Origin of the sequence: Sphingomonas dokdonensis (assembly GCF_002197685.1) — a bacterium.
Lineage (GTDB): Bacteria > Pseudomonadota > Alphaproteobacteria > Sphingomonadales > Sphingomonadaceae > Sphingomonas > Sphingomonas dokdonensis.
The window spans coordinates 15,687-42,131 of sequence record NZ_NBBI01000001.1 but is presented as its reverse complement, the minus strand read 5'-3'; the positions used below and the strand labels follow the sequence as shown (position 1 = coordinate 42,131).

At 62.9% G+C, this 26,445-nt stretch carries 17 protein-coding genes and 2 pseudogenes; 11 read left to right on the top strand and 8 right to left on the bottom strand.

Translation table 11 applies throughout. The features are described from left to right. Positions 1–89: 89 nt before the first annotated feature. Positions 90–3,032, bottom strand: coding sequence for a TonB-dependent receptor plug domain-containing protein (locus tag SPDO_RS00175; protein WP_158212126.1), 2,943 nt, complete (start codon positions 3,030–3,032; stop codon positions 90–92). Positions 3,033–3,747: 715 nt separating this feature from the next. On the opposite strand from SPDO_RS00175, the gene SPDO_RS00170 reads away from it, so the two are divergent. Genes SPDO_RS00170 through SPDO_RS00155 form a run of 4 tightly spaced genes read left to right on the top strand, consistent with a single transcriptional unit; the run spans position 3,748 to position 5,372 of the window. After that, complete coding sequence (locus SPDO_RS00170) at positions 3,748–4,197, top strand: helix-turn-helix domain-containing protein (protein WP_088365467.1); 450 nt, start codon at positions 3,748–3,750, stop codon at positions 4,195–4,197. Next, positions 4,187–4,528 (top strand): hypothetical protein, encoded by a 342-nt coding sequence (locus SPDO_RS00165; RefSeq protein ID WP_088365466.1) that lies wholly within the window; start codon positions 4,187–4,189, stop codon positions 4,526–4,528. Before SPDO_RS00170 ends, SPDO_RS00165 begins: the two co-directional genes overlap by 11 nt. Before the next feature lie 12 nt (positions 4,529–4,540). Beyond that, positions 4,541–5,023 carry a hypothetical protein gene (locus SPDO_RS00160; RefSeq protein WP_088365465.1) on the top strand — a complete coding sequence of 161 codons (483 nt, stop codon included), beginning with the start codon at positions 4,541–4,543 and terminating at the stop codon, positions 5,021–5,023. Beyond that, positions 5,004–5,372, top strand: coding sequence for a hypothetical protein (locus SPDO_RS00155; RefSeq protein ID WP_143559548.1), 369 nt, complete (start codon positions 5,004–5,006; stop codon positions 5,370–5,372). Before SPDO_RS00160 ends, SPDO_RS00155 begins: the two co-directional genes overlap by 20 nt. A gap of 46 nt (positions 5,373–5,418) precedes the next feature. Here the strand turns inward: SPDO_RS00155 and SPDO_RS00150 are convergent, their stop codons facing one another. Both SPDO_RS00150 and SPDO_RS00145 read right to left on the bottom strand, forming a co-directional pair. After that, on the bottom strand, positions 5,419–5,982 hold the full coding sequence (locus SPDO_RS00150) for a glycosyltransferase family 4 protein (RefSeq protein ID WP_211279965.1): 564 nt from the start codon (positions 5,980–5,982) through the stop codon (positions 5,419–5,421). A 606-nt stretch (positions 5,983–6,588) separates the two neighbouring features. Next, positions 6,589–8,916, bottom strand: coding sequence for a TonB-dependent receptor (locus tag SPDO_RS00145; protein ID WP_088365463.1), 2,328 nt, complete (start codon positions 8,914–8,916; stop codon positions 6,589–6,591). A gap of 103 nt (positions 8,917–9,019) precedes the next feature. On the opposite strand from SPDO_RS00145, the gene SPDO_RS00140 reads away from it, so the two are divergent. The 3 genes from SPDO_RS00140 to SPDO_RS00130 all read left to right on the top strand — a co-directional run bounded on the left by SPDO_RS00140 (position 9,020) and on the right by SPDO_RS00130 (position 12,202). Then, entirely contained in the window at positions 9,020–9,943 is a 924-nt protein-coding gene (locus SPDO_RS00140; RefSeq protein WP_088365462.1) for a LysR family transcriptional regulator, read from the top strand. Between the two features lie 91 nt (positions 9,944–10,034). Continuing rightward, complete coding sequence (locus SPDO_RS00135; protein ID WP_088365461.1) at positions 10,035–10,946, top strand: alpha/beta fold hydrolase; 912 nt, start codon at positions 10,035–10,037, stop codon at positions 10,944–10,946. Then, positions 10,943–12,202: a protease-associated domain-containing protein gene (locus SPDO_RS00130; protein WP_088365460.1), complete on the top strand. Its 1,260-nt coding sequence runs from the start codon at positions 10,943–10,945 to the stop codon at positions 12,200–12,202. The genes SPDO_RS00135 and SPDO_RS00130 overlap by 4 nt, the downstream gene beginning before the upstream one ends. Positions 12,203–12,247: 45 nt before the next feature. Here SPDO_RS00130 and SPDO_RS00125 read toward each other — a convergent pair whose 3' ends face one another. Next, the gene (locus tag SPDO_RS00125) at positions 12,248–13,171 is read right to left on the bottom strand and encodes a formylglycine-generating enzyme family protein (protein WP_088365459.1); all 924 of its coding nucleotides are present in this window, start codon (positions 13,169–13,171) and stop codon (positions 12,248–12,250) included. Between the two features lie 193 nt (positions 13,172–13,364). On the opposite strand from SPDO_RS00125, the gene SPDO_RS00120 reads away from it, so the two are divergent. Continuing rightward, the gene (locus tag SPDO_RS00120; RefSeq protein WP_088365458.1) at positions 13,365–14,963 is read left to right on the top strand and encodes a sulfatase-like hydrolase/transferase; all 1,599 of its coding nucleotides are present in this window, start codon (positions 13,365–13,367) and stop codon (positions 14,961–14,963) included. A gap of 10 nt (positions 14,964–14,973) precedes the next feature. On the opposite strand, the pseudogene SPDO_RS00115 reads toward SPDO_RS00120, so the two are convergent. The 4 genes and pseudogenes from SPDO_RS00115 to SPDO_RS00100 all read right to left on the bottom strand — a co-directional run bounded on the left by SPDO_RS00115 (position 14,974) and on the right by SPDO_RS00100 (position 21,050). Next, positions 14,974–15,593: pseudogene (locus SPDO_RS00115) on the bottom strand (transposase). Positions 15,594–15,726: 133 nt separating this feature from the next. Further along, positions 15,727–16,068 carry a class II aldolase/adducin family protein gene (locus SPDO_RS00110; protein ID WP_211279964.1) on the bottom strand — a complete coding sequence of 114 codons (342 nt, stop codon included), beginning with the start codon at positions 16,066–16,068 and terminating at the stop codon, positions 15,727–15,729. A 247-nt stretch (positions 16,069–16,315) separates the two neighbouring features. Beyond that, positions 16,316–19,567, bottom strand: coding sequence for a PAS domain-containing protein (locus tag SPDO_RS00105; RefSeq protein ID WP_158212125.1), 3,252 nt, complete (start codon positions 19,565–19,567; stop codon positions 16,316–16,318). 787 nt (positions 19,568–20,354) lie between these two features. Next, positions 20,355–21,050, bottom strand: a pseudogene (locus SPDO_RS00100) (integrase core domain-containing protein). A gap of 423 nt (positions 21,051–21,473) precedes the next feature. On the opposite strand from SPDO_RS00100, the gene SPDO_RS00095 reads away from it, so the two are divergent. The 3 genes from SPDO_RS00095 to SPDO_RS00085 all read left to right on the top strand — a co-directional run bounded on the left by SPDO_RS00095 (position 21,474) and on the right by SPDO_RS00085 (position 26,436). Next, on the top strand, positions 21,474–21,851 hold the full coding sequence (locus SPDO_RS00095) for a hypothetical protein (protein ID WP_143559546.1): 378 nt from the start codon (positions 21,474–21,476) through the stop codon (positions 21,849–21,851). Beyond that, positions 21,848–23,107: an efflux RND transporter periplasmic adaptor subunit gene (locus SPDO_RS00090; protein ID WP_088365455.1), complete on the top strand. Its 1,260-nt coding sequence runs from the start codon at positions 21,848–21,850 to the stop codon at positions 23,105–23,107. Before SPDO_RS00095 ends, SPDO_RS00090 begins: the two co-directional genes overlap by 4 nt. Positions 23,108–23,256: 149 nt before the next feature. Further along, entirely contained in the window at positions 23,257–26,436 is a 3,180-nt protein-coding gene (locus SPDO_RS00085) for an efflux RND transporter permease subunit (protein ID WP_088365454.1), read from the top strand. Positions 26,437–26,445: the final 9 nt, after the last annotated feature.

The window sequence follows — 26,445 nt, the reverse complement described above, 5'->3', positions numbered from 1 at the left end:
GTAACAATAAAGCTTTCAAGTAAAACAGCCGGTGTCCAGCAGATCTGATGATCTGCCGGCCACCGACCATGCACGTAGTTCGCCTGCTGTCAGATATCGAAGCGAACACCGATCCTGAAGGATCGACCAAGAAAGTCATAGAAGGTCTGGTTTATACCAAGATCGACGTTCGATGTGTCCGACGGACCCTTTCCGACTGGTGCGGGATCACGATTGAACAGATTGGCGATGCGCAGATACAATTGGCTCTTCACCTTTCCGATCGGCACATCATAGGCGAAATAGGTGTCGACATAGAAGGCGCCGTCGATGTGATTGTCGGCGATCGTGCGATTGATCGTGTTCGACGCCGGGCAGGCGCTGGCGCATTCTACCCAGTTGTTGTTGTAAACGCCGGCGCTGATCCCGCGCCCGATCACCTGCATTGAGAACGGCTCGAGCGCATAGCCAAACGTCAGGCGGTAGGTCCATTTCGGCGGACCGTTGCCGCCGTTTTCACCCACCGTATCGGTCGGCGCCTGCACACCGTTCGATTCCGACGCCTCAAGGTAGCGCGTGGCGATACCGCGAAAGCTGACCTTGCCGCCCAGCGATCCGGCAATGTCGGCGAGATCGAAGCCGTAGCTCAGCTCAAGATCGATGCCGCGCGCGCGATTGGACAGAAAGTTGTACGGGCTGTTGGCGATCAGATATTCGCTGACGCCCGCGCCCGGCCCGGTGGCGTTGGTGAAGCCGTTGGTGCCGTAAGCAATCGTTCGTGCATTCTGCCCCGTGCCGATGATCGCCTGCAGACGATTACACAGCTCGATATTGCCGGTGAAGCAACGATCCACGATGTCCTGCGGCCCCAGGGTGCCGATCGCGCCGTTGATCTTGATGTCGTAATAATCGACCGACAGGCCGAGCCCGGGCACGAACGAGGGCCGGTAGATGACGCCGAGGCCCCACGTATCGGCTTTTTCCGGCTCCAGCGTCAGATTGCCGGTCACCGTTTGCGTGTAGCGCACCGCGACATTGTTCTGCCACGGATCACCGATCGAATTGGTGTTGCGCGCGCCGCCCTGGAATAGCTCTGACAGGTTGGGCGCGCGGATGTCGCGCGACCGCGTGACGCGAAACCGCAGATCCTCGATCGGGGCAAAGCTGAGCCCCGCCTTCCACGTCACCACATCGCCGGATTCGCTGTAGCTGGTGTAACGCGCCGCGCCGTTGAACTCGAAACTCCAGGGTAGCGACACCAACGTCTCGAGATAGGCTTCGGTCACCGTGTACTGACCAAAGGTCGCGGTGAAGTTGCCCGAATACCAACCGGAGGCATATTCCGGCGGCACATAGCCCGAGATCTTCTCCTTGCGACTTTCCACGCCAAAGGCGAGACCGATCGGCTTCAGCCATGGATTGTCGACATTGGTGCTGAAGTTCAGCGAGGCGACGTCCTGCTGCAACCGGCGATCACCATAAGGCGTGCCCATGATGTAATCGACCGCCGCCTGCGAGTTGACGCCGATCCCCATGCGGTTGAACGGCACGCAGCCCGCCGCCAGCGGATTGGTGCTGCCGTCGCGCGTGGCGCGGCACACGATATTGCCGGATGCATCGCGCACGGCATCCTGCGCGAAGCCCAGTTTCACGCGATTGGCAGCGACCAGCGCCTCCTTCGCGTTCATGATGCCGCGCTGGTAATAGCCGTCCCATTTCCAGTCCATCGACAGGAGGTCGAAACTGCCCTCGAACCCGACGAGGTAGCGCTGCACCTCGCGATCGTAATTGCTTTCGCGCGTCGGGATGTCCTGGTTCCAGGTGCCGAGCGTAAAGCCAGCGCCGTTCAGCTGCGAACGCACCGCCGCAGGGATGAAGGCATTGTCGCCCAGGATCGACACGTTCGCCTTGTCGGTGTGATACCCGCCCCAGCTGTGCTGCTTGCTTCGATTGTACGACAGCTCGGTGAACAGCTGAAAATTGTCGAGCACGTCGAAGCTGAAGCGCCCGAAGACGCTGGTCAGCTTCTCCTCGGGCTGGATCGCGGTGGCATAATATTGCTGGCTCAGCTGCCAGTCGCCGCCCACCGTCCATGGCAGGTTGTTCAGCCGGTTGGGGCCATAATCATAGCGGTTCACCGTTCCGCCCTGGCCGAAATAGGTGCCGCGCAGCGGGCCGGAGGTGATGATGCCGCCACCCGTCGTGGTGTTCAGGCCCGACTTGTAGGCCACCATATATTCCGGCTCGCCATTGCCGGCGATGTAGCGCGGGTTCTGGATCAGGTGGACGCCGCGGTTCTTCCAGTCACGCGGTCCGGCGCCGAACACGCCGCCACGCTGCACGTAATTGCCGCTGAGCAGCGCACGCCCCCGCCCCTCGGCGAACTCCATGCCGCCCGTCAGCGTCGCGCGATAGCTGACATCGTCGCCATAAGTCGTCTCGCCATAGGCAAACTCGCCCTTCAATCCCGTATATTCGCGATCAAGGATGAAGTTGACGACGCCGGCGACGGCATCCGAGCCGTAAACCGACGATGCGCCGCCGGTCACGACCTCGACGCTTTTCACCAGCCCTTGGGGGATCGTGTTGACGTCAACCGTCCCGGTGGCGAGCGAGCCGACCGAGCGATGGCCGTCGAGCAGCACCAGCGTGCGCGTGGTGCCCAGCGATCGCAGGTTGATGGTGTTGATGCCGCCCGCGCCGCCGCTCAGGTTGCGCTGCGTGTTGGACGGCGAGACGCTGCCCGCCACCGACGGGATCTGATTGACGAAATCGGCGACGTTGGCGGGGGCGGACGCCTGGATATCGGCAAGCCCGATGACGGTAACCGGGGTCGGCGCATCATAACCGTTGCGTACGATGCGCGATCCGGTGACGGTGATGGTGTCGCTTTCGCCCTCCGGCACGGTATCGGGCGTTTCGGCCGCCTCCACCTCCGGGCTCAGGATCGGTGACACCGACGGCGCCGCCGGTGTCGGCTGCGCATCCTGTGCATAGGCGGCACTCGCCCCGGTCAGCAGCAGCGTGGCGATCAGCGCACGGCGGGATCCCAAGGCAATCGCCTCCGATCCGGGCAGACGCCGCCTGGCGCCGGAATGATAGGCGGAACGCAAATTGGCACGCATGATGACCCCCCTGTTATGGTCGTTCAGCCTCCTGTGCGGCGGGATGCGTGATGCTGGCGCTCAGACGCTCTATGTCCGGCGTCGCGCTTGCGCTCGCCGGCCCGCATTCCCCGATACAAAGGGCTATCAGGTCGACTTGGTCGGTCAAGCAGATGAAAAGCACACGTCCATGCTTATCGAACGTGCGGCCATAACAGAGTCTTATGGATCAACTCTTGTCATCACGGCCGATAGAATAACATCCACAACTTGCCTAGTGTCGTTTGTAACGATGTACTTGGAAAGCGCAGCCTTACTGGCATAGCTATTGGCTATGCCATGTACCATATTTTGTGGAACGCGGACATCGTCTTGCACGTGACGGGCGATGAACCGCTGTCGCGCAAAGGACCAAAGGAAGCGACACATGGCAACGGCGTCTTGAAACATGCTGTCGCTATCATGCTGAAATCAGGCATCGCACCGGCGCAGGACCGGCGAGCGTTTGCGTCCGCGATGAGGCTCGCATTCAGAGGCGCTGCAGCGGCTGTCACAATCAACCAAGAGGTTGGCATAAGATAGTGGACCGCGGCCGGCCGATACTCGCGCGTGGGAGGTTACAAACGATAAGGTGGCGAGGCGGAGGTTAGGTTAAGCCTTCGTCATGGACGAACGGCTCCTCGAATCGCTTAGCCCACAACAGCGCGAATGTTTGCGCATGGTCTGGCAGCAGCTTTCTTCCAAAGAAATCGCGCTTCAGCTCGGCATCTCCAAGAACACCGTCGACGGGTACATCGCCGAAGCGGTGACCCGCCTGGGTGCGCGCGATCGCCGCCACGCCGCCCGCCTCTGCTTCGGCGTGAGCCCCCCTGATTTGATGGGGGGTGACCCGGCGCGGGTGGATCGCGCCACCGTTTCTGATGTCGGGCTGGCCGACGGAACCTCGACCCCGAGCGAACCTTGGCGTCGATGGCTTCCGTTTCGAACAGGAGCCCATAATGACCTTCACCCACTCGCCCGATTGCTCTGGATCTTCGTCATCGCGGCAATCGGCGCAATCGGCTTCGGCGCCCTCGCGTCCGGCGTTCACCTCATCAACGAGCTTGTCCGATGAGCGTCGCACGCTGGCTGTGCTCGCCGTGGCAGACCAGTTGCGCCGCTTCGAAGACCTGCTCGACCAGGCTTTCTCGGCCGGCGGCGAGTTGGCTCAGGCGCTGGTCGAAGCGCGTGTCTCGCACGAGGTATCCGCCGTTGTCGGGCACAAGGTGTTTCAGGCCGTCGCTGAGGCCCAACTGGCCATTACGACTGCGCGGGGGCATGCAGTCGCGGGGCATCGCCTCTTGGACAAGGTCGCCGAGGCGTTTCATATCGATCCGAGTATGTACAGCGATACCGCCAAGCCGCCCGTGGCGCTTTTCGAAGGCGAACCGCGAGCAGCCATGTGAGCAAACCGGCTGATGACTGCCACCGCGACCGCCATCTGGATCGTAAGATCGCTCATCTTCCTCGTTGCCGCCATCCCGACGTGCCTGTTCGCCGTTCGGCGGGGCGGCAGCCCGGAGCGGATCGTCGCTGCGCTGATCTGTCTTGCGGTTATCGCAACCAGTCTGATCCCGCCTCACACGTGGCGCGGCGTCGTGGCACCGTTGCTGGTAATCGATGCCGTAATGCTGGCTGGTCTCGTCGGCGTGGCGTTGTTCGCCGATCGGTTCTGGCCCATTTATTTCGCCGCGGTGCAGCTACTGACGGTCGGCGTCCACGGTGTCAGGGCATACGATGCGTCCGTGCTGCCGAGCGTCTATGCGCGCTTGGCGGGCGAACTGGCCTATTTGACGCTGGCCATCCTCGCGATCGGCACCTGGCGCCACGTCAAGCGAGGACCCGAAGCGGACTGGTCGTGGCAGGTCGGCGATGAGTGCCGTGCGACTGATGCGCGGTGACGGCGCGTCGGCGGAAGCGCCCAGCTACCTCGACAAGGCAATCGCCATCGATTCACAACGACGTCGACGAGCGCAGGTTTTCGATGGCACGCCGATCGTTCTGGAAGAGCCGGCTTGGGACATCCTGCTGCAACTGTTCATCAATCATGAGCGTGCGGCCGAGATGACGGTACAGCTGGCGAGCGAAGCAGGGTTGGTTCCACCATCGCACAGCCTTCGCTGGATCGATATTCTGGAGGCTCAAGGGCTTGTTCACCGCTCTGGCGACGAGCAACTGCCGTTGGAGCAAACCATCGGGCTGACACTGACCGCCATGTCGAAAATTCTGCATTTTCTGGATTACGTTTAGAAACTCGGCACATCAGACGAATGTCGTGCAGCGTACTGTCGAAGGGTTATCTTACATCGCGCGAGATCACCCTTTGCCGATTAGTCGACGTCCTGCCCCGTCCTGCCTCCAGGCGGCGGTCAAAATCGGTAGAGACGATCTTCAACCCGCGTAACGCCGCAGCGATCGCCGGCACGTCGCCCGGCTCCACCAGCACGCCGTTCTCATCGTCGCGGATACAGTTGGCGACGCCGACCGAGCGGAACGACAGCACCGCCTGCCCGCTCGCCATCGCCTCCGGGATCATGTTCGAGAAACCCTCGGCATAGTTTGGTGACACGAACACGTGGTGCGCGCGGTACAATTCCGGCACCGCGTCGTAATCGGCATAGCCGGTGAAGGTGACGCGATCGTCGAGCTCCAGATCCGCCGCGATCACCTGCACCTCGTCCACATCGGGGTCGATGCCCGAAATCGTGCAATGCCACGCACCCGCCACCATAGGCAGGGCGTGCAGCAGGTCGAGCACGCCTTTGCGGCGATCCACACGGCCATGGTAGAATAGGCAGACCGGCCCGTCGCGATGCGCGGCCCCCGGCGTAAACCGCTCGGTATCGACCGCCCCGGGCACGATCGTGAAACGGTCCAGCGGCGTGCCCAGCCGCTCATGCGCTTCGCCCGCGAAACTCCTGCCCCCCCGATCAGCAGCGCGCCGGCATGGTCGAGGACGCGCTCCATCGCGAGCCGGTGCGTGTCGCAGCACGAGCCGACCCAACGTCCGTCCCCGCCCTAAATCGATACGACGCACGGCACGCCAAGCGTCTGCGCCGCGAGCAACGTCCCCCAGAGAGGCCCGCGCCTACATTTCAGTATCGAACTGGGAAGCGTGCGGACTCAAGGGACGAGTGCAGCGTCCGCCCCCTGCCCTATACACCATCTATGTGGACGGTGTTCCAATAGATTACGAGAAGCTCGCCGACGGCGCCTTCGGCTTCGTTTATCGGCGCTAGCGGGTGCCGCTGGTTGGCCGCGGATAGCAACTATCCGCACCCACCCTCACGACAAGAGTGCTATTTTCACATAATCTCATTTTGCCTGCAAAACGCAGCTGTTCACGGGCAATTATCCATGACGATTTATGACATTCGTGAAAACATCTTCATAGTACTTAATCAGAAGGATACCTGTCTGAGTGCTGCTTCACTGCAACACCCTGACCACACCTGCCAACTCGTCGTCAGAAGTTAACCTTGATAGACCCACGGATCGTGCGAGGTTCGCCAAGAACGCAGCGGAGCACTGATGATCCGTCGGACACAAGACCAAGCGCTCCCGCTTGCACCTGCCCGAACTTGGTGACGCAATACCCCTTGTCCGTCAGATTCTCCGCCGAAAGCGCCGCTTCCCAACGGTTGTCAGGTCCGGCCAGCGACAGGCGCGTGCCGAGCAGGGCGTAGCCAGGCTGACGCCCGTCAGGGTTGCCGTCACCTGCGATGCCCACGTCCACGTCGCTGGTGAAGCCCACATGGCCGTTGATGTTGAAGTTATAGCCCCCACCCAGTTCTCCGGTGTAGTCGATCGCCCCGGTGCCCTGCCACTTGGGCGAGTACGGAACACGATAGCCCGTTAGATCCTGCGGCCCGGACCGACCGGGACGAGGCGGCGCATTCTGAAAACTGGTGTATTCCGATGCCAACCGGGTACCTGAGAAGGTCAGGGCTAGTCCGCGCGCAGGACGGACGGCAAGGTCAAATTCTACGCCCTGCTGCCGAATAGAACCAGCGTTACGCACCAGATAGAAGGTACCATTGTAGCTGCGAAGCTGGAAGTCTTCGATGTCCATACGGAACAGCGTGGCGTTCACTGTCACCTTGCGGTTGGCGAACTGGGTCTTGGCGCCTATCTCGTAATTGGTCACCGTTTCCGGTTCAAACACACGATTATTGCCAAGTACGCTACCCGTACCGGTGTCAAAACCCCCGGATTTATACCCCGTGGAAACAGTGGCATAAAGCATTATGTCGCGCGCGGGCCGGTAGGTTGTATTTATCCGATAGGTCAATTTTCCGCCCGAGAACGCCAAATCGTTCGCGTTATCTGGTACTGTTCCTGTATAACTTGGGTTCGCTCGGACAGCCAGCAGCGTACCTGTCTTGTCATCGTGGGAATAGCGCAGCCCCCCGGTGATATCCCAGTCGGGCGTCACCTTGAATGTGCCCTGCCCGAATGCCGCATAACTTTTGGTGATCTGGTGAAATTGCGTTGTGGCCGCCTGTTGCTGTGGTCCGGCCCGACAAGCGGCAAGCCGTGCTGGCGCGGTATTGCGAACGAAGATATCGCACCAGCCCGGTGCGAGATTGAAGTCAGTGTCGATGTCGTAGCGTTCCCGAAAGTAATAGACGCCGAACACAGCGCTGAGCCGGTTTTCCGCGGGCGTGAGGAACTGCAGCTCTTGCGAATGCGACCGGCTCAGGTAATTGGCGCTGCGCCCGAAAAGAGCGGCCGGCGTGAAGGTGATGTCGTCTTCGCTCTGAGCATTCTTCCATTCGCGGTAGCCGCTGATCAGCCGCAACGTCGAAGCGCCGACATCCAGCGCAAGGTCGCTGGCCCCTCCCCATTGTCGGTCATCGAGATCGCCAGTGGTGAGTTGGCGTACCCCATAGCTGTAGGTAGCATCTAAACGCGGCACCAAGCCGTTCAGACGTTGATTGAAATTAGCCGCAAACGTCGGCGTTACGGTGGCGGCATCGACCGTTCCCACCGCCACACCGTCGCCGTCCTGCTTCTGATAGTCGCCGCGCAGCAACCAGGTGAGCGTCGGAGTGATCTCAGCCTTCATTGAGCCGCGAAGCGAAAAGGTATCGTTGCGCCCGAAGCGTTTGCCTGTATCCAGATTATGGCCATAGCCAAGAAAGCGATCGTACAGCGCTGACACCCGGAACGCCAAACTGTCTGAAGCAGGCAGATTTACCATGCCGATCGTACGAACCCGGCCGTAGTTGCCGATCTCACCAAAGGCAGAACCTTCAAAATCCCGTGTCGGCTCGGCAGTGCGGATGTTAACGGCGCCAACCGACGCGTTACGGCCGAACAGCGTTCCCTGAGGCCCGCGCAACACCTCCACGCTGGCCACGTCATTGAGCCCGGCGAGCAGCGGACCCGGCCGCGCAATGTACACGCCGTCGACATAGGCGCCGACACTCGGCTCAATTGCGGAATTCCCCGGAGATCCGATACCGCGGACCGACAAACGCGTATTGGCTAGCTGCCCAGACCGGAATGCATTGAAGCTTGGCGCGACGCGACCGATGTCTTGCACTGACGTGATGTTCGCCTTTACCAGGCTTTCTGCCGGCAGCGCGGTTAGAGAGATCGGCACGCGCTGCGCACTTTCGCTGCGACGCTGAGCGGTTACGATGATCTCACCGGTATCTTCGGGCGTGGGTGTCGCGGCGATCGCTTCAACGCCAGGCTGCGCTGCTACAGGCATTTCCTGCGCAAAGACCGCTGTGGACAGCGCCACATTGCTTGCTGCCGCGAGAATTGCAGCGCGTATTGTTTTCATCCGGACCTCTCCTGCCCATTTATTTTTTTCCGACGGTCGGCGCCTTTATGTCCGTAAAAAGGGCGAGGCTTGCAACGCATCGAGGTAATAGCCACAAGCTATAATGCTGCTCGTCATCGGTCGCGCAGCAGCCTATGACCGTCGAATGCAGCTTCGACACCTCGAACAGATCGTAGCCATCATCACGGCTGGAGGCTTCAACGGCGCCGCTCGTGTACTTGGCGTGTCACAGCCGACCCTGAGCAAGAGCATCGCGCGGCTGGAAAACGAATTGGGCGTCGCACTCTTTGAACGTGCGGCGGACGGCGCACGCGCCACACCCCATGGCACTTTCATTGCGAAGCGCGCCGAGCCATTGTTGCGTGACATCGCCGCGCTCGAACGTGAGATACGCCAGCGTGCTCGCGGCGAAATGGGGCAGCTCACGATCGCTGTCGGGTCGGCGACGATTATCAAGCCGTTGCCGCAGGTGCTTCGACAGCTCGCGGTCCGCTTTCCGAATCTGCAGACCCTCATTCGCCGGATCGACGGCACGGAGGCGGCGCGTGGTGTGCATGACGGGCGCCACGACATCGCTTTCACGATGCGTGAAAATGCTGAACCTTTCCCCGATCTGATCCGGGTGAAGGTATTGGAGTCACGAGTCGTCTTACTGGCTCGCCCCGATCATCCATTGGCCGGGCGCGGACTGGTGACGCCCGACGATATACGGTCCTATGCCGTTGCGGCACCGATAGAGAGCCCGCGATTTATGCAGTGGGTGTCGCCTCTGACTGAAGAGGAGCGTCGACGCATGCTGGCGCTGATCACCAACGACCTGGCGCTTATATGCGAGCATTGTGCAACGACCGACACGATCGCACGTGGGCCGCGCATGGCCTTTGATGCCGCACTTGCGGCGGGCACGTTGGTGGAGCTGCCGTTTGCGGAACACTGGCCATATGAATGCTGGATGCTGACAACAAAGGGCTTGTGGACTCTGCCGCTGGTGCGCGAGGTCGCCGATTTGGCGCGCGCATCGCTATAGCCGCGCGGCATCACTGCGCCGAACTTTCGTCGGGAAGCGGGATCCGCATCGTTCCGCTATTCCATCCGACAGATGACGTCAGGGGAAGATCATGCGGATCATGTTGGCGGTCTTGGCAATGTGCATCGCACCTGCCGCCCACGCACAAGCCGGCTGTACGGCCGCACCCCGGGGCGCCACGGTCGATGCGGGACGCGGTGTTGTAATCAGCGTTCGAACGGTTGGGGCCGGCCGCCCCTTGGTCATGCTGCCCTCGTTGGCGCGTGGCAGCGCCGATTTCGATGAAGTGGCAGGCCGTCTTGCAAGCCGCGGCTTCATGACCATTCTGCCAGAGCCGCGCGGGATCAACGGTTCGAGCGGACCGGCGCCCAAAGATCTCTTTGATCTTGCAGAGGACGTTGCCGCGGTCATCAACAAGCTCTGCCGCGGGAGGGTCGACCTTGTCGGCCACGCCTTTGGCAATCGCGTCGCACGTGCTTTCGCTACCGCGCACTCTCAGATGGTTCATCGCCTCGGGTTGCTTGCTGGCGGAGGTGAAGTGCCTCTGACGCCGGACATTTCCGCTGCGCTTTCAGATTCGGTGGCGATGGGCAAAACGCCAGATGCTGCGCGCCTTGCGGCCCTTCAACTCGCTTTCTTTGCAAAGGGCAGCGATCCCAGTCGTTGGCTGGCAGGCTGGTATCCCCACATACTTCAGCAACAAAGCTTTGCCGTTCGCCACACCCCTGCCGAACGCTGGTGGAAGGGTGGTGGTGTCCCGACACTGCTCATCCAGGCAGACGAGGATCCGATCGCACCGGCTGCAAACGCCGCTGCGCTGAAACGCGACATCGGTGACAAGCTCACACTGATCACGCTCAGCCATGCCAGTCATGCGATTCTGCCTGAGCAGCCGGAAGCAGTCTCAGAGGCACTGGCCGGCTATTTCGCACAGCATATGGATACGCCAACCTTGCAGCAGGTCGTTGATCGCGCCACCTACGGAAAGGGCGTGCAACCGTGATTACACGACGTTCTGCCCTGACTGCCGCCGCAGCGACGCCAGTCGCGCTGCTTGCCCGCGCCGCGCCACCTGACATCGCTGCCGATCTGAACCGCTACATCGACTTCGGCTCCAAGGCATCTGGTGGTGCCGGCGATATCGCGAGCGGTGAGTGGATCGCCGATGAGCTGCGACAGGTCGGCTTTGCCGTGTCACGCCTGCACTTCGACGCACCCTTTTTCGAGCCGCGTACCGCGACGCTGGCGCAGGGCGGCAGAACAAGCCAAGTCATTCCTCAAGCGGTCGTCGTACCGACCGGGCCGCAGGGCGTGACCGGCACCCTGGTTCGCGTTGATCCGCGCATAACGCAAACCGTGCCACGCGGTGCGGTTGCGTTGGTCGACCTTCCACACCAGCGTTGGTCTACCGCAACAGCTCCGGCAGTGCGCGAAACCGTTGCCAAGGTGGCAGGCGATGGCGCCGTCGCGGCGATCCTCATCACCAATGGGCCGACCGGCAAGGCAGTCGCCCTCAACGCGCCGGCGGACAAGCCGCTTTTCCCCATTCCTACCGCCTGCCTAGCACCTGATGACGCACCGTACTTCCTTGCCGCCGTCGATCGACCCGCAACGCTGACGCTTGACGGCGAGAGCGGAAGACGCCCCGCCTTTAACGTGCTTGGGCGGCTCGATCGTGGAGCGGCACGGACGATTGTCGTCTCGACACCAAGATCGGGCTGGTTCACTTGTGGTGGCGAACGCGCGCCGGGGATCGCCGTCTGGCTTGACCTGATGCGCTGGGCGCCAGGTGCGCTGAAAGGCGTAAACCTGTTCTTCACCTGCAATAGCGGCCACGAATATGAGAATGCCGGGTCCGAAGCGCTGGTCGAGCGCGTTGCTCCCCGGCCCGACGCCGTTCCCTTATGGCTTCACCTTGGTGCCGCAGTTGCCGCGCGTGACTGGCAGGAGTTTGGCGGAACGCTTCGCCCTCTGCCTTCCGCTGATCCGCAGCGCCTGTGCGTGGCCACAGCGGCCATGACAAGAAAAGCCAAAGCTGCCTTTGCAGGGCTGCCCGGCTTGGAAAGCCCGCTGAAGATCGAGGGGGCGGGCATCGGTGAGACCGGCACGATTATCGCCGCCGGTTACACGCGCACCGTCGGCCTGCTTGGCGCCCACCGCTTTCATCATACTCGGGAAGACCTCAAGCAGACCGTAGATGCGGCGCTGACCTGGCAGGTCGCGGCCGCATGCCGTACGCTGCTCACGCAAGCGATATAGGCGCGGTCTCCACAGGTACTCGCCGCCTGCCCCCTTGCCGTCGGCTCAGGTATTGTACCGTCGTATGCAGCGAAACCCGATGTGGCTTGTGCTTGTATCAATTGCTTGCGGATGACGCGCTGCCGGGCGGTAGCGCTGGCAATAATTCGCCGCACACAGGTGTGATCCACCTTTTAACACCTTGCGCGGAATGCGCGCGCCAACATCATCGCCGAAGCTTTCATTGCGGCGACCCCCGCGCGGGTTAGGAAACGAACAACAGTTTGTCGATCGCTTGCGACCGGATAGCTGGTGACGAGGAGCGTACCAATCGTCGGTCCACTCCCATACGTTGCCGATCAGATCGTAGAGCCCGAAGCCATTGGGCGGAAAGCTGCGCACGGGGGATGTTCGCTCGAACCCGTCGAGTAGCTGATTGGCGAACGGAAACAGCCCCTGCCAGTAATTAGCCATCATGACGCCATCGGGGGCGAGATCGTCTCCCCAGGCGTAATCGGCAGCCGCCAGCCCCCCTCGCGCCGCAAACTCCCACTCCGCTTCGCTGGGCAGCGACTTGCCCGCCCAAGCGGCATAAGCCTGTGCATCTTGAAAGGCGACGTGAACTACCGGATGATCGTTCAAGCCGTGGATCGTGCTTCCGGCGCCTAGCGGCTGGTGCCAGCTCGCACCCGGACGAAAACGCCACCATTGCGAAGGATCGCCCAAGTCGACAGGTCCACTAGGTTTTTCAAACACCAGTGATCCGGGTACAGCCATGCTCTTGTCCATGCCCGGAAAGTTGGCAGGATCTGGGGCAATTTCGGCAACGGTTACATAGCCGGTTTCGTTGATGAACTTCTCGAAGTCGGCGTTGGTTACCGGCGTCTCATCGATGGCAAAGGGATCAACCCGCACGCGGCGCACCGGCGCCTCTTCAGGATAGAAGCGCGCGGACCCCATCAGGAACGTTCCGCCATCCAGTTGAATCATCGACAATGCCTTATCTGCAGCAGAAACAAGCTAATCGATGCGCCGCTAGATCAGCAGACATCGGGAAAGATCGGCAGCGAGGGTTAGTCGATCTTCTTGAAGCGACGGCAATAGCCCAGGTGAATAGCTCTGATAACATCGTGTTCGTCTGCTCCTGCGGGTAGCGTGGCCCAAACAGAACGGGGAGTGCGCGATGAGAAGGCTTGCAGCGGGTATCTCGGCTTTGGCGCTCGCCGTAGGCGCCGTGGGCGCATCTGCGCAGGACAGGCCGGTGGACGGCTTTCTTGCCGCTACCAAGCGCGTGGCGCCTAACAGAGAGCCGATCATTGATCATCCAAAGGATCGCGCCGCCGCCGCCGCCGCGCTGAATAGTGCCAAGGCGCGCTTTGGCCACGCGCCGAACATCGTCATGATCCTGATGGACGACGTGGGCTGGGGTGACATGGGCGCATTTGGTGGCGGGGTCGCTGTGGGAAGTCCGACCCCCAATCTTGATCGGCTCGCCGCCACTGGCCTGCGACTCACATCTGCCTATTCGCAGCCTTCGTGTACGCCAACCCGTGCCTCGATCCTGACGGGGCGGTTGCCAGTGCGCACGGGCTTGTTGAAACCGTATCTACCAGGCGAGAATAACGAGGCGGCGGGCCTGAATGGCGAGACCACCTTGGCACAGCTACTCAAACAAGCGGGATACACCACGCAAGCGGTCGGCAAGTGGCACCTGGGAGGCGCGCCGTCTTCGCAGCCCCAAAACGTCGGTTTCGATCAATACTACGGCATCCTGACATCATCTGACGATTATACCGCCTGGCGCGAGCAGTGGCGCAATCCCGATCTTGTGAACGATCCCGATCGCCGCGCTTGGGCGGCGGATGGAGAAATCATGGGCATCGTTTCTGGAACCCCAGGGATTACAGCAACGCTTGCATTCCCGATTGACCTCGACTCAGTCAGGTACGTTGACGAGAAGCTAACGGATCACGCGACCAAATTCATTGCCTCCCGAAAGAACGAGAAAAATCCGTTTTTCCTTTATTTTGCAACGCGAGGTGCACATTTCGACAATTATCCGCATCCGCAATTCGCTGGAAAGTCGCCGGGACGCTATCCCTACAAAGACACGATCGTCGAACTTGACCATCGCGTCGGTCAAGTGGTCGAGGCGCTGAAACAGTCGGACCAGCTCGAAAACACGATCATCATGATCGCGTCGGACAACGGGCCCATGGCGGAAACATTCCCGGATATGGGTACGACGCCGTTCCGTTCTGCCAAGGGGTCGATTTACGAGGGCGGCGTGCGCACGCCCATGATCGTATCGTGGCCGGGCATGATCGCTCCCGGTCGGGTGTCGGACGGGCTCTTCGATCTCATGGATGTATTCGCCACCAGCTTGTCGCTTGCCGGGCGCGCCGATTTGATCCCTACCGATCGGTATATCGACAGCATCGACCAGACCGGGTTCTTGCTTGCGCCGGAAGGTCAGACGGCACGTCGGGTTGAATATTATTGGGCGACCAACGTCTTCATGGGGGCGCGTGTTGGCGAGTTTAAATATCTCGTTCGCGACCAATCAACTGAGAGCGACGACAGCTGGCCGCGATCAAGCCCGTTCTCGGCTTCCTTCACCTCTCCGATTTACGGCGGCAAAATGTTCGACCTCTACATCGACCCAAAGGAGGAGCATGCGCTGGCGCCGCTCAAGCAGCCGCAGATCCCCGTGCTGAAGAACGCGATCAACGCGCATCTGGCGACGTTCAAGAATTATCCGCCCAAAGTGCCCCTTCGGTGATCTACTAGGGTCAGGACTCGTTGATCACAGCCAAGATGACGGTGGCAGCGAGGGCGATGGCGGAGAAGGTGACGCTGGGGCAGCGGTCGTACCGAGTGGCGACGCGGCGGCGGGCTGCCGGTCGCCCGAACATGATCTCGATGCGACTGCGGCGCCGGTAGCGGCGCTTGTCGTACTTGACCGGCTCGTTGCGGGATCTGCGTCCCGGGATGCAAGGTTGGATGCCTTTCGCATTGAAGAGGGCATGGAGCTTCGTGTTCGTGCCACCTTTGGTGCGGTCGATTGAGCGTCCGAGATCCCCCTTTTAACCCGCAGGCTCGATGCCGTGCGGTGCGCCATCAGGTAAGTGGCGTCTATCAAGAGGGTCTTCGCCTCGGCATTCGCCGAAGCCAAACCCTCCATCATCCGGGCGAACACGCCGCGCTCGCCCCGGTGCTTCCAACGATTGTAGAGCGTCTTTTGGGGGTCATAGGCGCTGGGTGCGTCGCGCCAGCGCAGCCCACTGCGATTGACGAAGACGATGCCGCTCAGCACCCGCCGGTCATCAACCCGAGGCTTGCCGTGGCTCCTGGGAAAGAACGGCCGCCGGCGCTCTACCTCCTCGTCCGTCAGCGGAAACAGGTCGCTCATTCCGGTCTCCTCAAGAAGCCTGGATCAGATCGAGACGCTCACATCAAAGGGTCCTTACCCTATTAATGGGTCAGCGCTGCCGGCAAAGGCGGCGAGGATACGCTGCATCTCGGCCGCGCTAAGCAGCGTCGGGCTACCGATCGCGAGCGTGCCCCCGATAGACCGCCGCCTGTTGCTCGATCTCATCGGTGATCGCGAGCGCGGTGCTCAGGTCGCTGCCGAGCGCGATGAGGCCGTGATTTGCCATCAGGCAGGCGCGACGGCCGTCAAGCGTGTCGACTACGCCGCGCGCCTGTTCGTCGCTGCCGAAGGTGCCACAGGGCGCAAGCGGGATGCTCGCGCCCCCGCCTACCGCGACCATGTAGTGCATCGAGGGAAGCTCGCGTCCGGCGCAGGCGAGGATCGTGGCGCGGCGGGCGTGGCAATGAACGATCGCCTGCGCGTCGGCGCGGCTGGTATAGACGCCCATGTGCATGCGCCATTCGCTCGACGGGCGCAGCGATCCGGGCGGGCTGCTGCCGTCGGTAGCCGATCAGCCCGAAATCGTCGAAGAAGCTGGAATAATCGAAATGGATCGTATCGGGCGAGGCGCACGGGGGAAGCGCAGTGGTGAGCTTGGCCGTCAGCTTGTCATCAGCCTGACCGAAGGCGGTCGCCAGCTGTCCAAAAAACGATGGTGTTTCGGGCATAACAGGCTCAGCAAGCGCGCCCGATCGCCTTCCTCAATTTTCTGCGGTCGTCGCCCGCGCCAGCACGGTTGCCAATTCCTCGATCGAGTAGGGCTTACGCAGCAACTCGAACCCGCGAGTTCCTTCCTGCGCCAGCACATGGCTGTAGCCGCTGGTGAGGACAATCGGCAGGTCGGGATGAAGCACGGCCACCTCCTCCGCCAGTTCGATCCCCGACCGTCCCGGCATGACAACGTCGGTGAACATGGCATCGTAACGGTTGGGCGATGCCTTCAACTCACCCAAGGCAGCATCCGCGTCGGCCACCCAATGCGAACCATAGCCGAGCTCGGCCAGAGCCTGGGTCGCAAACTCACCGACTTCCTTGTTGTCCTCGACCACGAGGATGCAGGATCCTTCAGCCAAGGACTGCATCGGCGTCTGCGACACCGATACCTGACGCTCCTCGGCCGTCGTAACGGGCAGGTAGAGCGTGAAAGTCGTCCCGATGCCTTCCTCACTTTGAACCGCCACGTCGCCAAGCGACTGTTTTGCAAATCCGAATACCTGGCTGAGGCCCAGACCCGTTCCGTGCCCGACCCCTTTCGTCGTGAAGAAAGGCTCGAAGATCTTCTCGATCTGGTCGGCCGCGATCCCGCTGCCTGTATCGGCAATCGAGATGGCGACCTGAGGTCGCTCTATCGGTGCGTGCTTGCGGATCGCCGGAATGCCATTCGTAAGCCGCACTGCGATTACTAGTTCGCCTTCACCATTCATCGCGTCGCGCGCATTGACCGCCATGTTCACGATCGCTGTGTCGAACTGGCTCGGATCTGCCAGCACGAGTGCAGGCGTTTCAGGCAGATCGTAGTGTGCCGTGACGCGCGAGCCAGTGAGAGTGCGCAGCATCTCCTTCAACGCATCAATGTTCCGCCCGACGTCGATCACCTGCGGTTGCAGCGTCTGCCGGCGTGCGAAGGCGAGGAGTTGTCCGGTAAGCTTGGTAGCACGATCTGCGGTATCGGAGATGGCGTCGATATAGCGTGTGCGCCGCTCATCGCTGAGGTTCGGCCGGCGCAGCAGGTCGACTGACCCTCGAATGACCGTTAGCAGGTTGTTGAAGTCATGGGCCACGCCGCCAGTGAGCTGGCCGACCGCTTCGACCTTCTGCGACTGCCGCAGGGCATCCTCGGTTTGGCGCAGCGTCTCCTCTCTATCGCGAGCGGCGGTGACGTCTCGGCCGATTGCAAAGACTTCCCCGTCGTTCAACGCGGCGACCCACGACACCCACCGATACGACCCGTCCTGGTGCCGAATGCGGTTAGTAAACAGCGGGAGCCTGCCGTTCTGCGCCACCTTCAGCGCAGCCTGCGTGGGTCCAAGATCGTCGGGGTGCGCTAGGTCGGTTGCCGCCAGACCGATCGTCTCCTGCTCGGCATAACCCAGCAGCGACGTCCATGCGGGGTTGACGCGGCGGTAGGTGCCGTCTGCCGATATGATGACCAGCAGGTCTGGGGACGTCGTCCACATGCGCTCGATCTCGGCGGCCCCTGCCCGAACCTGTCCGGCAAGGTCTGTCGCTTCATTGCGCAGCTTTCGCTCGATCGTCATACGATCGCTTTGGTCCAGCATGGCGCCGATCATCCGGATCGGGTTGCCGTCCTCGTCGCGCAGGACGTACCCACGGTCACGAACATCGGCGTAGCTGTCGTCAGCGCGCCGGAAGCGATACTCGTCGGTCCAGTCGGTATGGTTGCCATCGATTACGGCATGGATGCTGGCGTTGATGCGCGCTCGATCATCGGGATGGATGTGATCCAGCCACCACTCGCCAGTAGGCTCGATATTTTCAAGCGCATGGCCGAACCGCTGTTCAATCGCTTCGTTCCAGGTCACGTGGTCGCGAACGAGATCCCAGTCCCAGATCGGGTCGTTGGTCGCTCGGTTCGCATAGCGCAGCCGCTGTTCGATCTCGCGTAGTCGAAGCTCGGCAGTTCGTGCCTGCGTCACATCCTGAACAGCACCGGCGAGACGCACCGGCTTGCCCGCCTGAAAATAGGTCTGTCCGCGCGCTGCTAGGTAACGCAGCTTGCCGTCCTCAATGCCGATCGTGCGGTAGTCCGCCTCGAACCGCCCGTCGCCCTTCGGATCGTTCGATGCCTCGACCGCCGCATCCGCGCCAGCCCGATCGTCTGGGTGCACACCCTTCAGGAACGCTTCTTCATAGGACACCGGCGCGTGGGGCGAGAGGCCGAAGAGCGCGCGGGTCGTCTCGTCCCATGTCAGCTCGCCGGTTTGAGGATCAAAGTCGAACGTGCCGAGCCGGGCCGCCTCGGTCATGACACGGGCGCGGTCGAGCGCGATCCCCAACTCGGTCTTGGTCTGATGCTCGGCTGTGATGTCTCGCACCGCTTTGACGTAGCCAAGCGCACGTGCGCCCTTCAGCAAGGTCATTGCCCCATGCGCATAGAAGCGGCTGCCATCCTTGCGCAGGTGCCACCGTTCGTCGGACGCACGCCCTTCCGCCCGCGCGACCGAAAATTCCCGGTCGGGGATGCCGGCAGCACGATCCTCGGGCGTGAAGAACCGGTCGGCCGGACAGCCGATCATCTCTTCGGATGTCCAACCAAAAATATACTCGGCGCCCTTGCTCCAGCTCGTCACGATACCGTCGACGTCCATCGCAATGATTGCATTGTCGATCGCCGAGTCGACGATCGCCTGATGACGCTCGTCCGCCTCCTGCCGGCGAAGTTGCGCTTCATCCACCGCCAGCGCCTGATCGCGCTCGGCGATCGCCTGCCGCGCTTCGATCAGCTCGACAACCTGTTCGGCCAACATCGTCAGTGCGTCGGCCTGTACCTCGGTCAGCCCGTTCGGTCGCGGCGCGGTATCGATCGCGCACAGGCTGCCGAGCGCATGGCCATCGCCCGTCACCAATGGCGCGCCGGCGTAGAAGCGGATGAGCGGCGAGCCGGTCACCAGCGACATGTCAGCGGTGCGCGGGTCGGCGGCCAGATCCTCAATCTGGAAGACACCGAGTTGCTGAATGGCAAGCGCGCAGACGGACGTGTCGAGCGCCGTCTGATCCACCGTAACGCCGCCTTTAGCCTTGAACCATTGTCGATCGACGTCCACTAGACTGACGAGCGCAATCGGCACCTGGCAGATGCTCTGAACCAGCGCGATGATACGGTCGAACCTGCCATCCGGGGCTGTATCTAATATGCTATGCCGCCTGAGGGCGGCGAGCCGATCGTCCTGGTTCGTTGCCGGCTCAGGATGCAAAGCGTTGTTGTCGACCACGGCGCTGCCCTCACCAATCTGGAGAGCGCGGCCATAAGGCACCGACGTTTCTCCGGATCGACGGCCACCGCGAGGTACCAAATTCGATCCATTTTGTAACGTATTCGCTCGTACATCACTGCGCGATCGATCTAAGCCGTATCATTTCACATGAATGAAGCCATGATAGGGATGCTGCTCCGCCCACTGCGCGGGCAGACGCCTGCGGTGTTTGCTGTCCCATAATCTGTTCCCCATCGCGTTTTCCCGAAGCCATCGGTGAAGACGGAGAAACGGGAGAGCCCCGACCATCGTCGGCGGCGCGTCTGAGAATGGTCATCGGCACGGTGGGAGAGCGTGACGATCTACCCGGCGGGTGAACGCGGGCCCGAGGCGGAGGTGGTCGCGAGGACCGCCGACCTCATTGCATATGCCGCCAACAAGAACAGCCCCGTCGCGGTGGCGACAGGGGCTGTTCTGTAACGTTGGTTGCGGGGACAGGATTTGACCGCTGCGGAACCCGTTTCCGGCTTAACGATTCAGGACAGAACCAACTGCGTCGGCGGCCTTCAGAGCAATAGTAGAGGTTGTGTTGGCTCGACGCTTTTTGCACGTGTCCCAAACTACGTCTTGATGCACCGCATTGTGCTTGTTTGCCGAGAGTGGCGTCTTGGTACGATGCGGGTCGGATCAACTAGATGAGGTGGGGAGTGTCGTTCCTGCGCCCCGCATGGATCAACCGTGCCAGTCGTGCACCGGGTTTCTCGGCAAACCTGAGCAGCCCCCACTGGGTGGTCCGGGCTGATTGTTAGTGCATTATGGTCCCCGCCGCTGTTGCCGGTCGCAGGTGGAGCGAAGCGGAACTGGAGGGCTGGCGATGGCGGTGTCGCCGCTTCCGGGGCCGGTGGTCGGTAGCCGAGGCTGCTGTGCGGTCGGACAGTGTTGTAGTGACGCCGCCACGCCTCGATCAGCACCTTGGCTTCAGCGACGCTGTAGAAGATCTCGCCGTTCAGCACCTCGCGTCGCTAGATCCGTTCCACCCGCTTATGGCTCACCGACCAACCCGCCGTATGCAGCAGCACCGTCACCCGACGATAGCCGTAGCGCCCGTACTGTCTGGCAAGGGCGATGACATCCTCGGCGAGCGCTAGCTCGTCATCTGCCCCGGTCGGCACTTTGCGCTGCGTCGACCGGTGCTGCCCGAGCACGCGGCATATTCGCCGCTCGAATACATCCAGCACCTCCCGCACTTGGTCGATGCATCGCCGACGCCGTGCGAGGCTCAGAAGTTCTCCTTGGCCGCATCCTGCAGGATGAGCTTGTCCAGCGTCAGGTCCGAGATTGGGCGGCGCAGCCGGGCGTTCTCCCTCTCCAGATCCTTCATCCGCCGAGCCTGATCGGTCTTCAGGCCGCCATATTCCTTGTGCCACCGATAATAGGTCTGCTCGCTAACTGCGATCTGCCGGCATGCCTCGGCGGTCGTGCCGCCCTGGCCTCGCACGATCTAAACTTCGTGCAGCTTCCCGATGATCTCTTCGGGCTTGTGCTTCTTGGCATGCATTCGGAGTCCCTTCCTTGGCACAGACTGTCATAGTCGATGGACCACTCAGAAGAGGGGAGCTAGTCGCAGTCACGCACATAAAAATACCGCCTGGTACAAATAGGCGGTTGACGCAGCGCAGCACGATTTCTATACCGTATGGTATCGAACGAGCGCCGCTTTGGTGCTCTGATCCATGGGGCGCTGTTATGCTTCCTTGTTCTTTCGGCGCAACCCGCGGGACGTAATCCGCGCGGCGTTCCTGCAATGTCAATCCTGTGATGGTCGGCCGCGTTGGCGCGCGGCGTCGATCGCTCCTGCGCGCTCTTGTCGCTGATCCGGGTCGCCGGAGGGTGGCCTGCGTCCGCGTCTGAAAAGGGGAATTTCATGGCCTATCTCGCATTCGACGAAAACGGTGCCGTCCAGCAGTCCGCCATGACCGATCGCGCGACGGACGCTCGCCTGTCCGCACTGGAGTGGGCGGTTGTCGTACTCGCGCGCCGCGACACGCTGGCGACGCTTCGTGAACCCGGTCGCCTGTCGATGGCGCTCGGTAATCTTTTCGGTCGAACGCCGAACCCCCGGCTGGCCGATCCGAAGCTGGAAGCGCTTCGGCGACTCGCGGTGTTGTCCTGGCATGACCTGGTCGCGGTGCCCGCGCAGGAGATCGCGGCCTTTCTCGCGGCCGGCTTCACCAACGCTCACTATCAAACCCTGCGCGCCAGCATTCGTGCGGCGACGATCAACAAGGCTCAGCGTGCATGAACATGCATTATAAGTTCGAGGCGGCGGCCGAGCCGCTCGTGGCGGCGCGCAAGCGCCCCAAATGGCGTGCCGGCGCACTGGTTGCCGCGCCGGTGCTGGTCGCACTAGGCGCCGCCGCGCTGCTCAACCGCGAACAGCCGGCGATCGCCGCCCCGCCGCCGCCCACCGTCACCGTCTCGGCGCCGCTGGTCCGCTCGATCACCGAATGGGACGATTACGTCGGCCGGTTTGAGGCGAGCAAGTCGGTGGAGGTGCGCCCGCGCGTCTCCGGCGCGATAACGGCAGTTCACTTCACCGACGGTGCGATCGTAAACAAGGGGCAGCTGCTCTTCACGGTCGATCCGCGCCCGTTCACCGCGGCGCTGGCCGAGGCACGCGCCGGGCTCGCCACCGCGCAAAGCGACGTGGCACTGGCCCGCGCGAACCTCGACCGCGCCAACCGGCTCGTCGCCGACGAGGCGGTATCGAAAAGCGACCTGGACCAATTGGGCGCCCGCATGCGCGCGGCCAATGCGGCGCTGGCCGCCGCGCAGGCGCGGGTGCGTGCGCGGGCGCTCGACGTAGAATTCACGCAGGTGCGCGCGCCGATCGGTGGCCGCGTCTCGGACCGGCGGATCGATGCCGGGAACCTCGTCGCGGGCGGCGATACCAGCGGCACCCTGCTGACCACGATCAACGCGCTGGATCCGATCTATTTCACCTTTGACGGATCGGAAGCGCTGTTCCTGAAGACGAAGCGCGCGCAGGCCGCCGGCGCCGCCGCGTCGCCGGTCGAGATCAAGCTGCAGGACGAGGGCGCGTATCGCTGGACCGGCCGGCTGGACTTCACCGATAACGGCCTCGACCCGCGATCGGGCACGATCCGCGGGCGCGCGGTGCTGCGCAACGCGGACATGTTCCTGACGCCGGGCATGTTCGGCAACATGCGGCTGTCGAGCGGCGGGACGGTCTCGGCGCTGCTGGTGCCCGATGCCGCGGTGCAGACCGATCAGGCGCGCAAGACGCTGCTGACCGTCGCGCGCGACGGCACGGTGGCGGTGAAGGCGATCGAGCTCGGCCCGGTGGTCGACGGGCTGCGCGTGGTGCGCAGCGGGCTGGCGGCGGGCGACCGCGTGGTGATCAGCGGCACGCAGATGGCGATGCCGGGCACCAAGGTGAACGTGCGCGCCGGGCGGATCGCGCCGGTGCACGAGGCGCCGCCGCCCGGTGCCGGCGGAGTCGCGATGGCCGGCCAGGCGACCTTCGCGGCCAGATAAATCCCTTCCTCCCGTTCGTGTCGAGCGAGGTCGAGAGACGTTGCGTGCCGTTCGCGGCATGTCCCTCGACTTCGCTCGGGACGAACGGATCAGCAGCTTAGTTCCGGCTTCGGCCGATCCCATCCATCCTCGTTTCCGGGGAGCATGCCATGCGCCTGTCGCGCTTCTTCATCACCCGCCCGATCTTTGCCGCGGTGATCGCGGTGATCATCACCATCGTCGGCGGCATCGCCTATTGGGGCCTGCCGGTCGCGCAATATCCCGACATCGTGCCGCCCACCGTCACCGTCACCGCCACCTATCCCGGCGCCTCGGCCGAGACGGTCGCGGAAACGGTCGCCGCGCCGATCGAGCAGGAGATCAACGGCGTCGACAACATGCTGTACCAGTCGAGCCAGTCGACCGGCGACGGCGTCGTCACCATCACCGTCACCTTCAAGATCGGCACCGATCTCGATGCCGCGCAGGTGCTGGTGCAGAACCGCGTCGCGGTCGCCGTGCCGCGGCTGCCGACCGAGGTGCAGCGGCTGGGCGTCGTCACGCGCAAGACGTCGCCCGACTTCCTGATGGTCGTGAACCTGATCTCGCCCGACAACTCGCTCGATCGCGGCTACATCTCCAATTACGCGCTCACCCAGGCCCGCGACCGGCTCGCCCGCATCGACGGGGTCGGCGACGTGCGGCTGTTCGGCAGCCGCGATTATGCCATGCGCGTGTGGATCGATCCGGGTCGCGCCGCCGCGCTGAACCTGACCGCGGGCGACATCGTTTCGGCGCTGCGCGCACAAAACGTGCAGGTCGCCGCGGGCACATTGGGCCAGCCGCCGTACAGCCAGGGCCACGCCTTTCAGCTCAACGTCGAGACGCAGGGCCGGCTTGTCGATCCCAAGCAGTTCGGCGACGTGATCGTGCGCACCGATGCGGACGGGCACCAGGTGCGCGTGCGCGACGTCGCCCGCGTTGAGCTCGGCGCGCAGGACTATAATTCCAACACTTACCTGTCGGGCCAGCCGACCGTCATCGCCGCGGTGTTCCAGCGTCCGGGCACCAACGCGCTCGCCGCCGCCGAAAAGGTGACGGCCGAGATGGAGACCATGTCCAAGTCCTTCCCGAAGGGGCTGGCGTATCGCGTCATCTACAACCCGACCGAATTCATCGCGCAATCGGTGGATGCGGTGATCCATACCCTGTTCGAGGCGATGATCCTCGTCGTGCTCGTCATCCTGGTGTTCCTCCAGAAGTGGCGTGCGGCGATCATCCCGATCGTGGCGATCCCGGTGTCGCTGGTCGGCACGTTCGCGGTGCTGGCGGCGTTCGGCTATTCGCTCAACACCTTGTCGCTGTTCGGGCTGGTGCTGGCGATCGGCATCGTCGTCGACGACGCGATCGTGGTGGTCGAGAATGTCGAGCGCAACCTCGCCAACGGGCTCACGCCGCTGGAGGCCGCGCGCACGTCGATGGACGAAGTGTCGGGCGCGCTGGTCGCAATCGTGCTGGTGCTGTGCGCGGTGTTCGTGCCGACGCTCTTCCTCACCGGCATGTCGGGCGCCTTCTACCAGCAGTTCGCGGTGACCATCGCGACCGCGACGATCATCTCGCTGATCGTGTCGCTGACGCTGTCGCCGGCGCTCGCCGCGATCCTGCTCAAAGGGCATGAGGCGGAGGCGCGGGGCAACCGCGTCACGCAGGCGCTGACCCGCGCCGGCGATTGGTTCAACCGCGGGTTCGAGCGGATGAGCGAGCGCTACGCCCGCCTCACCGACAAGCTCGTCCGGCGGCCCAAGCGCATGATGCTGACCTATGCCGGTCTCATCGCCGCAACGGGCGCGGTGTTCTGGGCAACGCCGACCGGGTTCATTCCCGCGCAGGACCAGGGCTATTTCTTGACGGTGGTGCAGCTGCCCGCCGGCGCCTCGGTCGAGCGCACCGACGCGGTGGTGCAAAAGGTCGCCAAGCGCATCCTGCCGCTCGCCGGGGTGAAGGGCGTGGTGATGCTTGCAGGGTTCGACGGCCCGTCGCAGACGCTCGCGCCCAACACCGCTGCTGCCTACGTGCCGCTCAAGTCGTTCGAGGAGCGCGCCGAGCTTGGCGTCACCTTTGCCGGCATCATGGACAAGGTGCGCGGCGCCACCGCCGACATCGACGAAGCGCGCATCCTCGTCATCCCGCCGCCGCTCATCCAGGGTATCGGCTCGGCCGGCGGCTATCGCATGATCGTGCAGGATCGCGAGGGCGGCGATTATCGCAAGCTGGGCGAGGAAACCGGCAAGCTGCTCGCCAAGGCAAACCAGACGGAAGGGCTGGCGCAGGTCTTCACCTTCTTCGACACCGCCACGCCGCGCATCTTTGCCGACATCGATCGTGCCAAGGCCGACATGCTGGGCGTGCCGCCCGAGCGGGTGTTCGAGGCGCTCCAGGTCTATCTCGGCAGCGCGTTCGTGAACGACTTCAACCTGCTCGGCCGCACCTATCGCGTCACCGCACAGGCCGACGCGGCGCACCGCTCGACTCCGGCGGACATCGCGAACCTCAAGACGCGATCGAACAGCGGGGCGATGGTGCCGATCGGATCGGTGTCCACCTTCCAGGACCGCACCGGGCCGTATCGCGTCACGCGCTACAACCTGTTCCCCGCGGTCGAGGTGGATGGCGAAACCGCGCCGGGCTACTCCTCGGGCGCGTCGCTGGTGGCGATGGAGAAGATCGCCGCCGAGACCTTGCCCAAGGGCTATGGCACCGAATGGACCGGCATCGCCTTTCAGGAAAAGGCGGCGGGCAGCACGGCAGGGATCGTCTTCGCGCTGGCGGTGGTGTTCGTCTTCCTGGTGCTCGCGGCGCAGTACGAAAGCCTGTTCCTGCCGCTGTCGATCATCCTGATCGTGCCGATGTGCCTGCTCGCGGCGATGATCGGCGTGAACCTGCGCGGCATGGACAACAACGTGCTGACGCAGATCGGGCTGGTCGTGCTGATCGCACTTGCCGCCAAGAACGCGATCCTGGTGGTCGAGTTTGCCAAGCAGGCGGAGGAGCAGGACGGCCTGTCGCCGGTCGAGGCGGCGGTGCGCGCGGCGCAGGATCGGTTGCGCCCGATCCTGATGACCAGCTTCGCCTTCATCCTCGGCGCGGTGCCGCTGCTGATCGCCAGTGGGGCAGGGGCGGAGCTGCGCCAGGCGCTGGGCACCGCGGTGTTCTTCGGGATGATCGGCGTCACCGGCTTCGGGCTGATCTTCACCCCCACTTTCTATGTCGTCTGCCGCGCGCTGGCGGAGCGGGTCGGACAGCGGCGTGCGCGCCGTGCCGCTGATCCCGCCCTGCTGCCCGCCGAATAAGGAGCATCC

What these genes read in the sequence shown, in the direction of transcription:
- SPDO_RS00170 (WP_088365467.1), top strand. Translation starts at nt 3,748, where the DNA reads ATGGACGAACGGCTCCTCGAATCGCTTAGCCCACAACAGCGCGAATGT.
- SPDO_RS00160 (WP_088365465.1), top strand. Translation starts at nt 4,541, where the DNA reads ATGACTGCCACCGCGACCGCCATCTGGATCGTAAGATCGCTCATCTTC.
- SPDO_RS00145 (WP_088365463.1), bottom strand. Translation starts at nt 8,916, where the DNA reads ATGAAAACAATACGCGCTGCAATTCTCGCGGCAGCAAGCAATGTGGCG.
- SPDO_RS00140 (WP_088365462.1), top strand. Translation starts at nt 9,020, where the DNA reads ATGCTGCTCGTCATCGGTCGCGCAGCAGCCTATGACCGTCGAATGCAG.
- SPDO_RS00135 (WP_088365461.1), top strand. Translation starts at nt 10,035, where the DNA reads ATGCGGATCATGTTGGCGGTCTTGGCAATGTGCATCGCACCTGCCGCC.
- SPDO_RS00125 (WP_088365459.1), bottom strand. Translation starts at nt 13,171, where the DNA reads ATGATTCAACTGGATGGCGGAACGTTCCTGATGGGGTCCGCGCGCTTC.
- SPDO_RS00120 (WP_088365458.1), top strand. Translation starts at nt 13,365, where the DNA reads ATGAGAAGGCTTGCAGCGGGTATCTCGGCTTTGGCGCTCGCCGTAGGC.
- SPDO_RS00110 (WP_211279964.1), bottom strand. Translation starts at nt 16,068, where the DNA reads ATGCACATGGGCGTCTATACCAGCCGCGCCGACGCGCAGGCGATCGTT.
- SPDO_RS00095 (WP_143559546.1), top strand. Translation starts at nt 21,474, where the DNA reads ATGGCCTATCTCGCATTCGACGAAAACGGTGCCGTCCAGCAGTCCGCC.
- SPDO_RS00090 (WP_088365455.1), top strand. Translation starts at nt 21,848, where the DNA reads ATGAACATGCATTATAAGTTCGAGGCGGCGGCCGAGCCGCTCGTGGCG.
- SPDO_RS00085 (WP_088365454.1), top strand. Translation starts at nt 23,257, where the DNA reads ATGCGCCTGTCGCGCTTCTTCATCACCCGCCCGATCTTTGCCGCGGTG.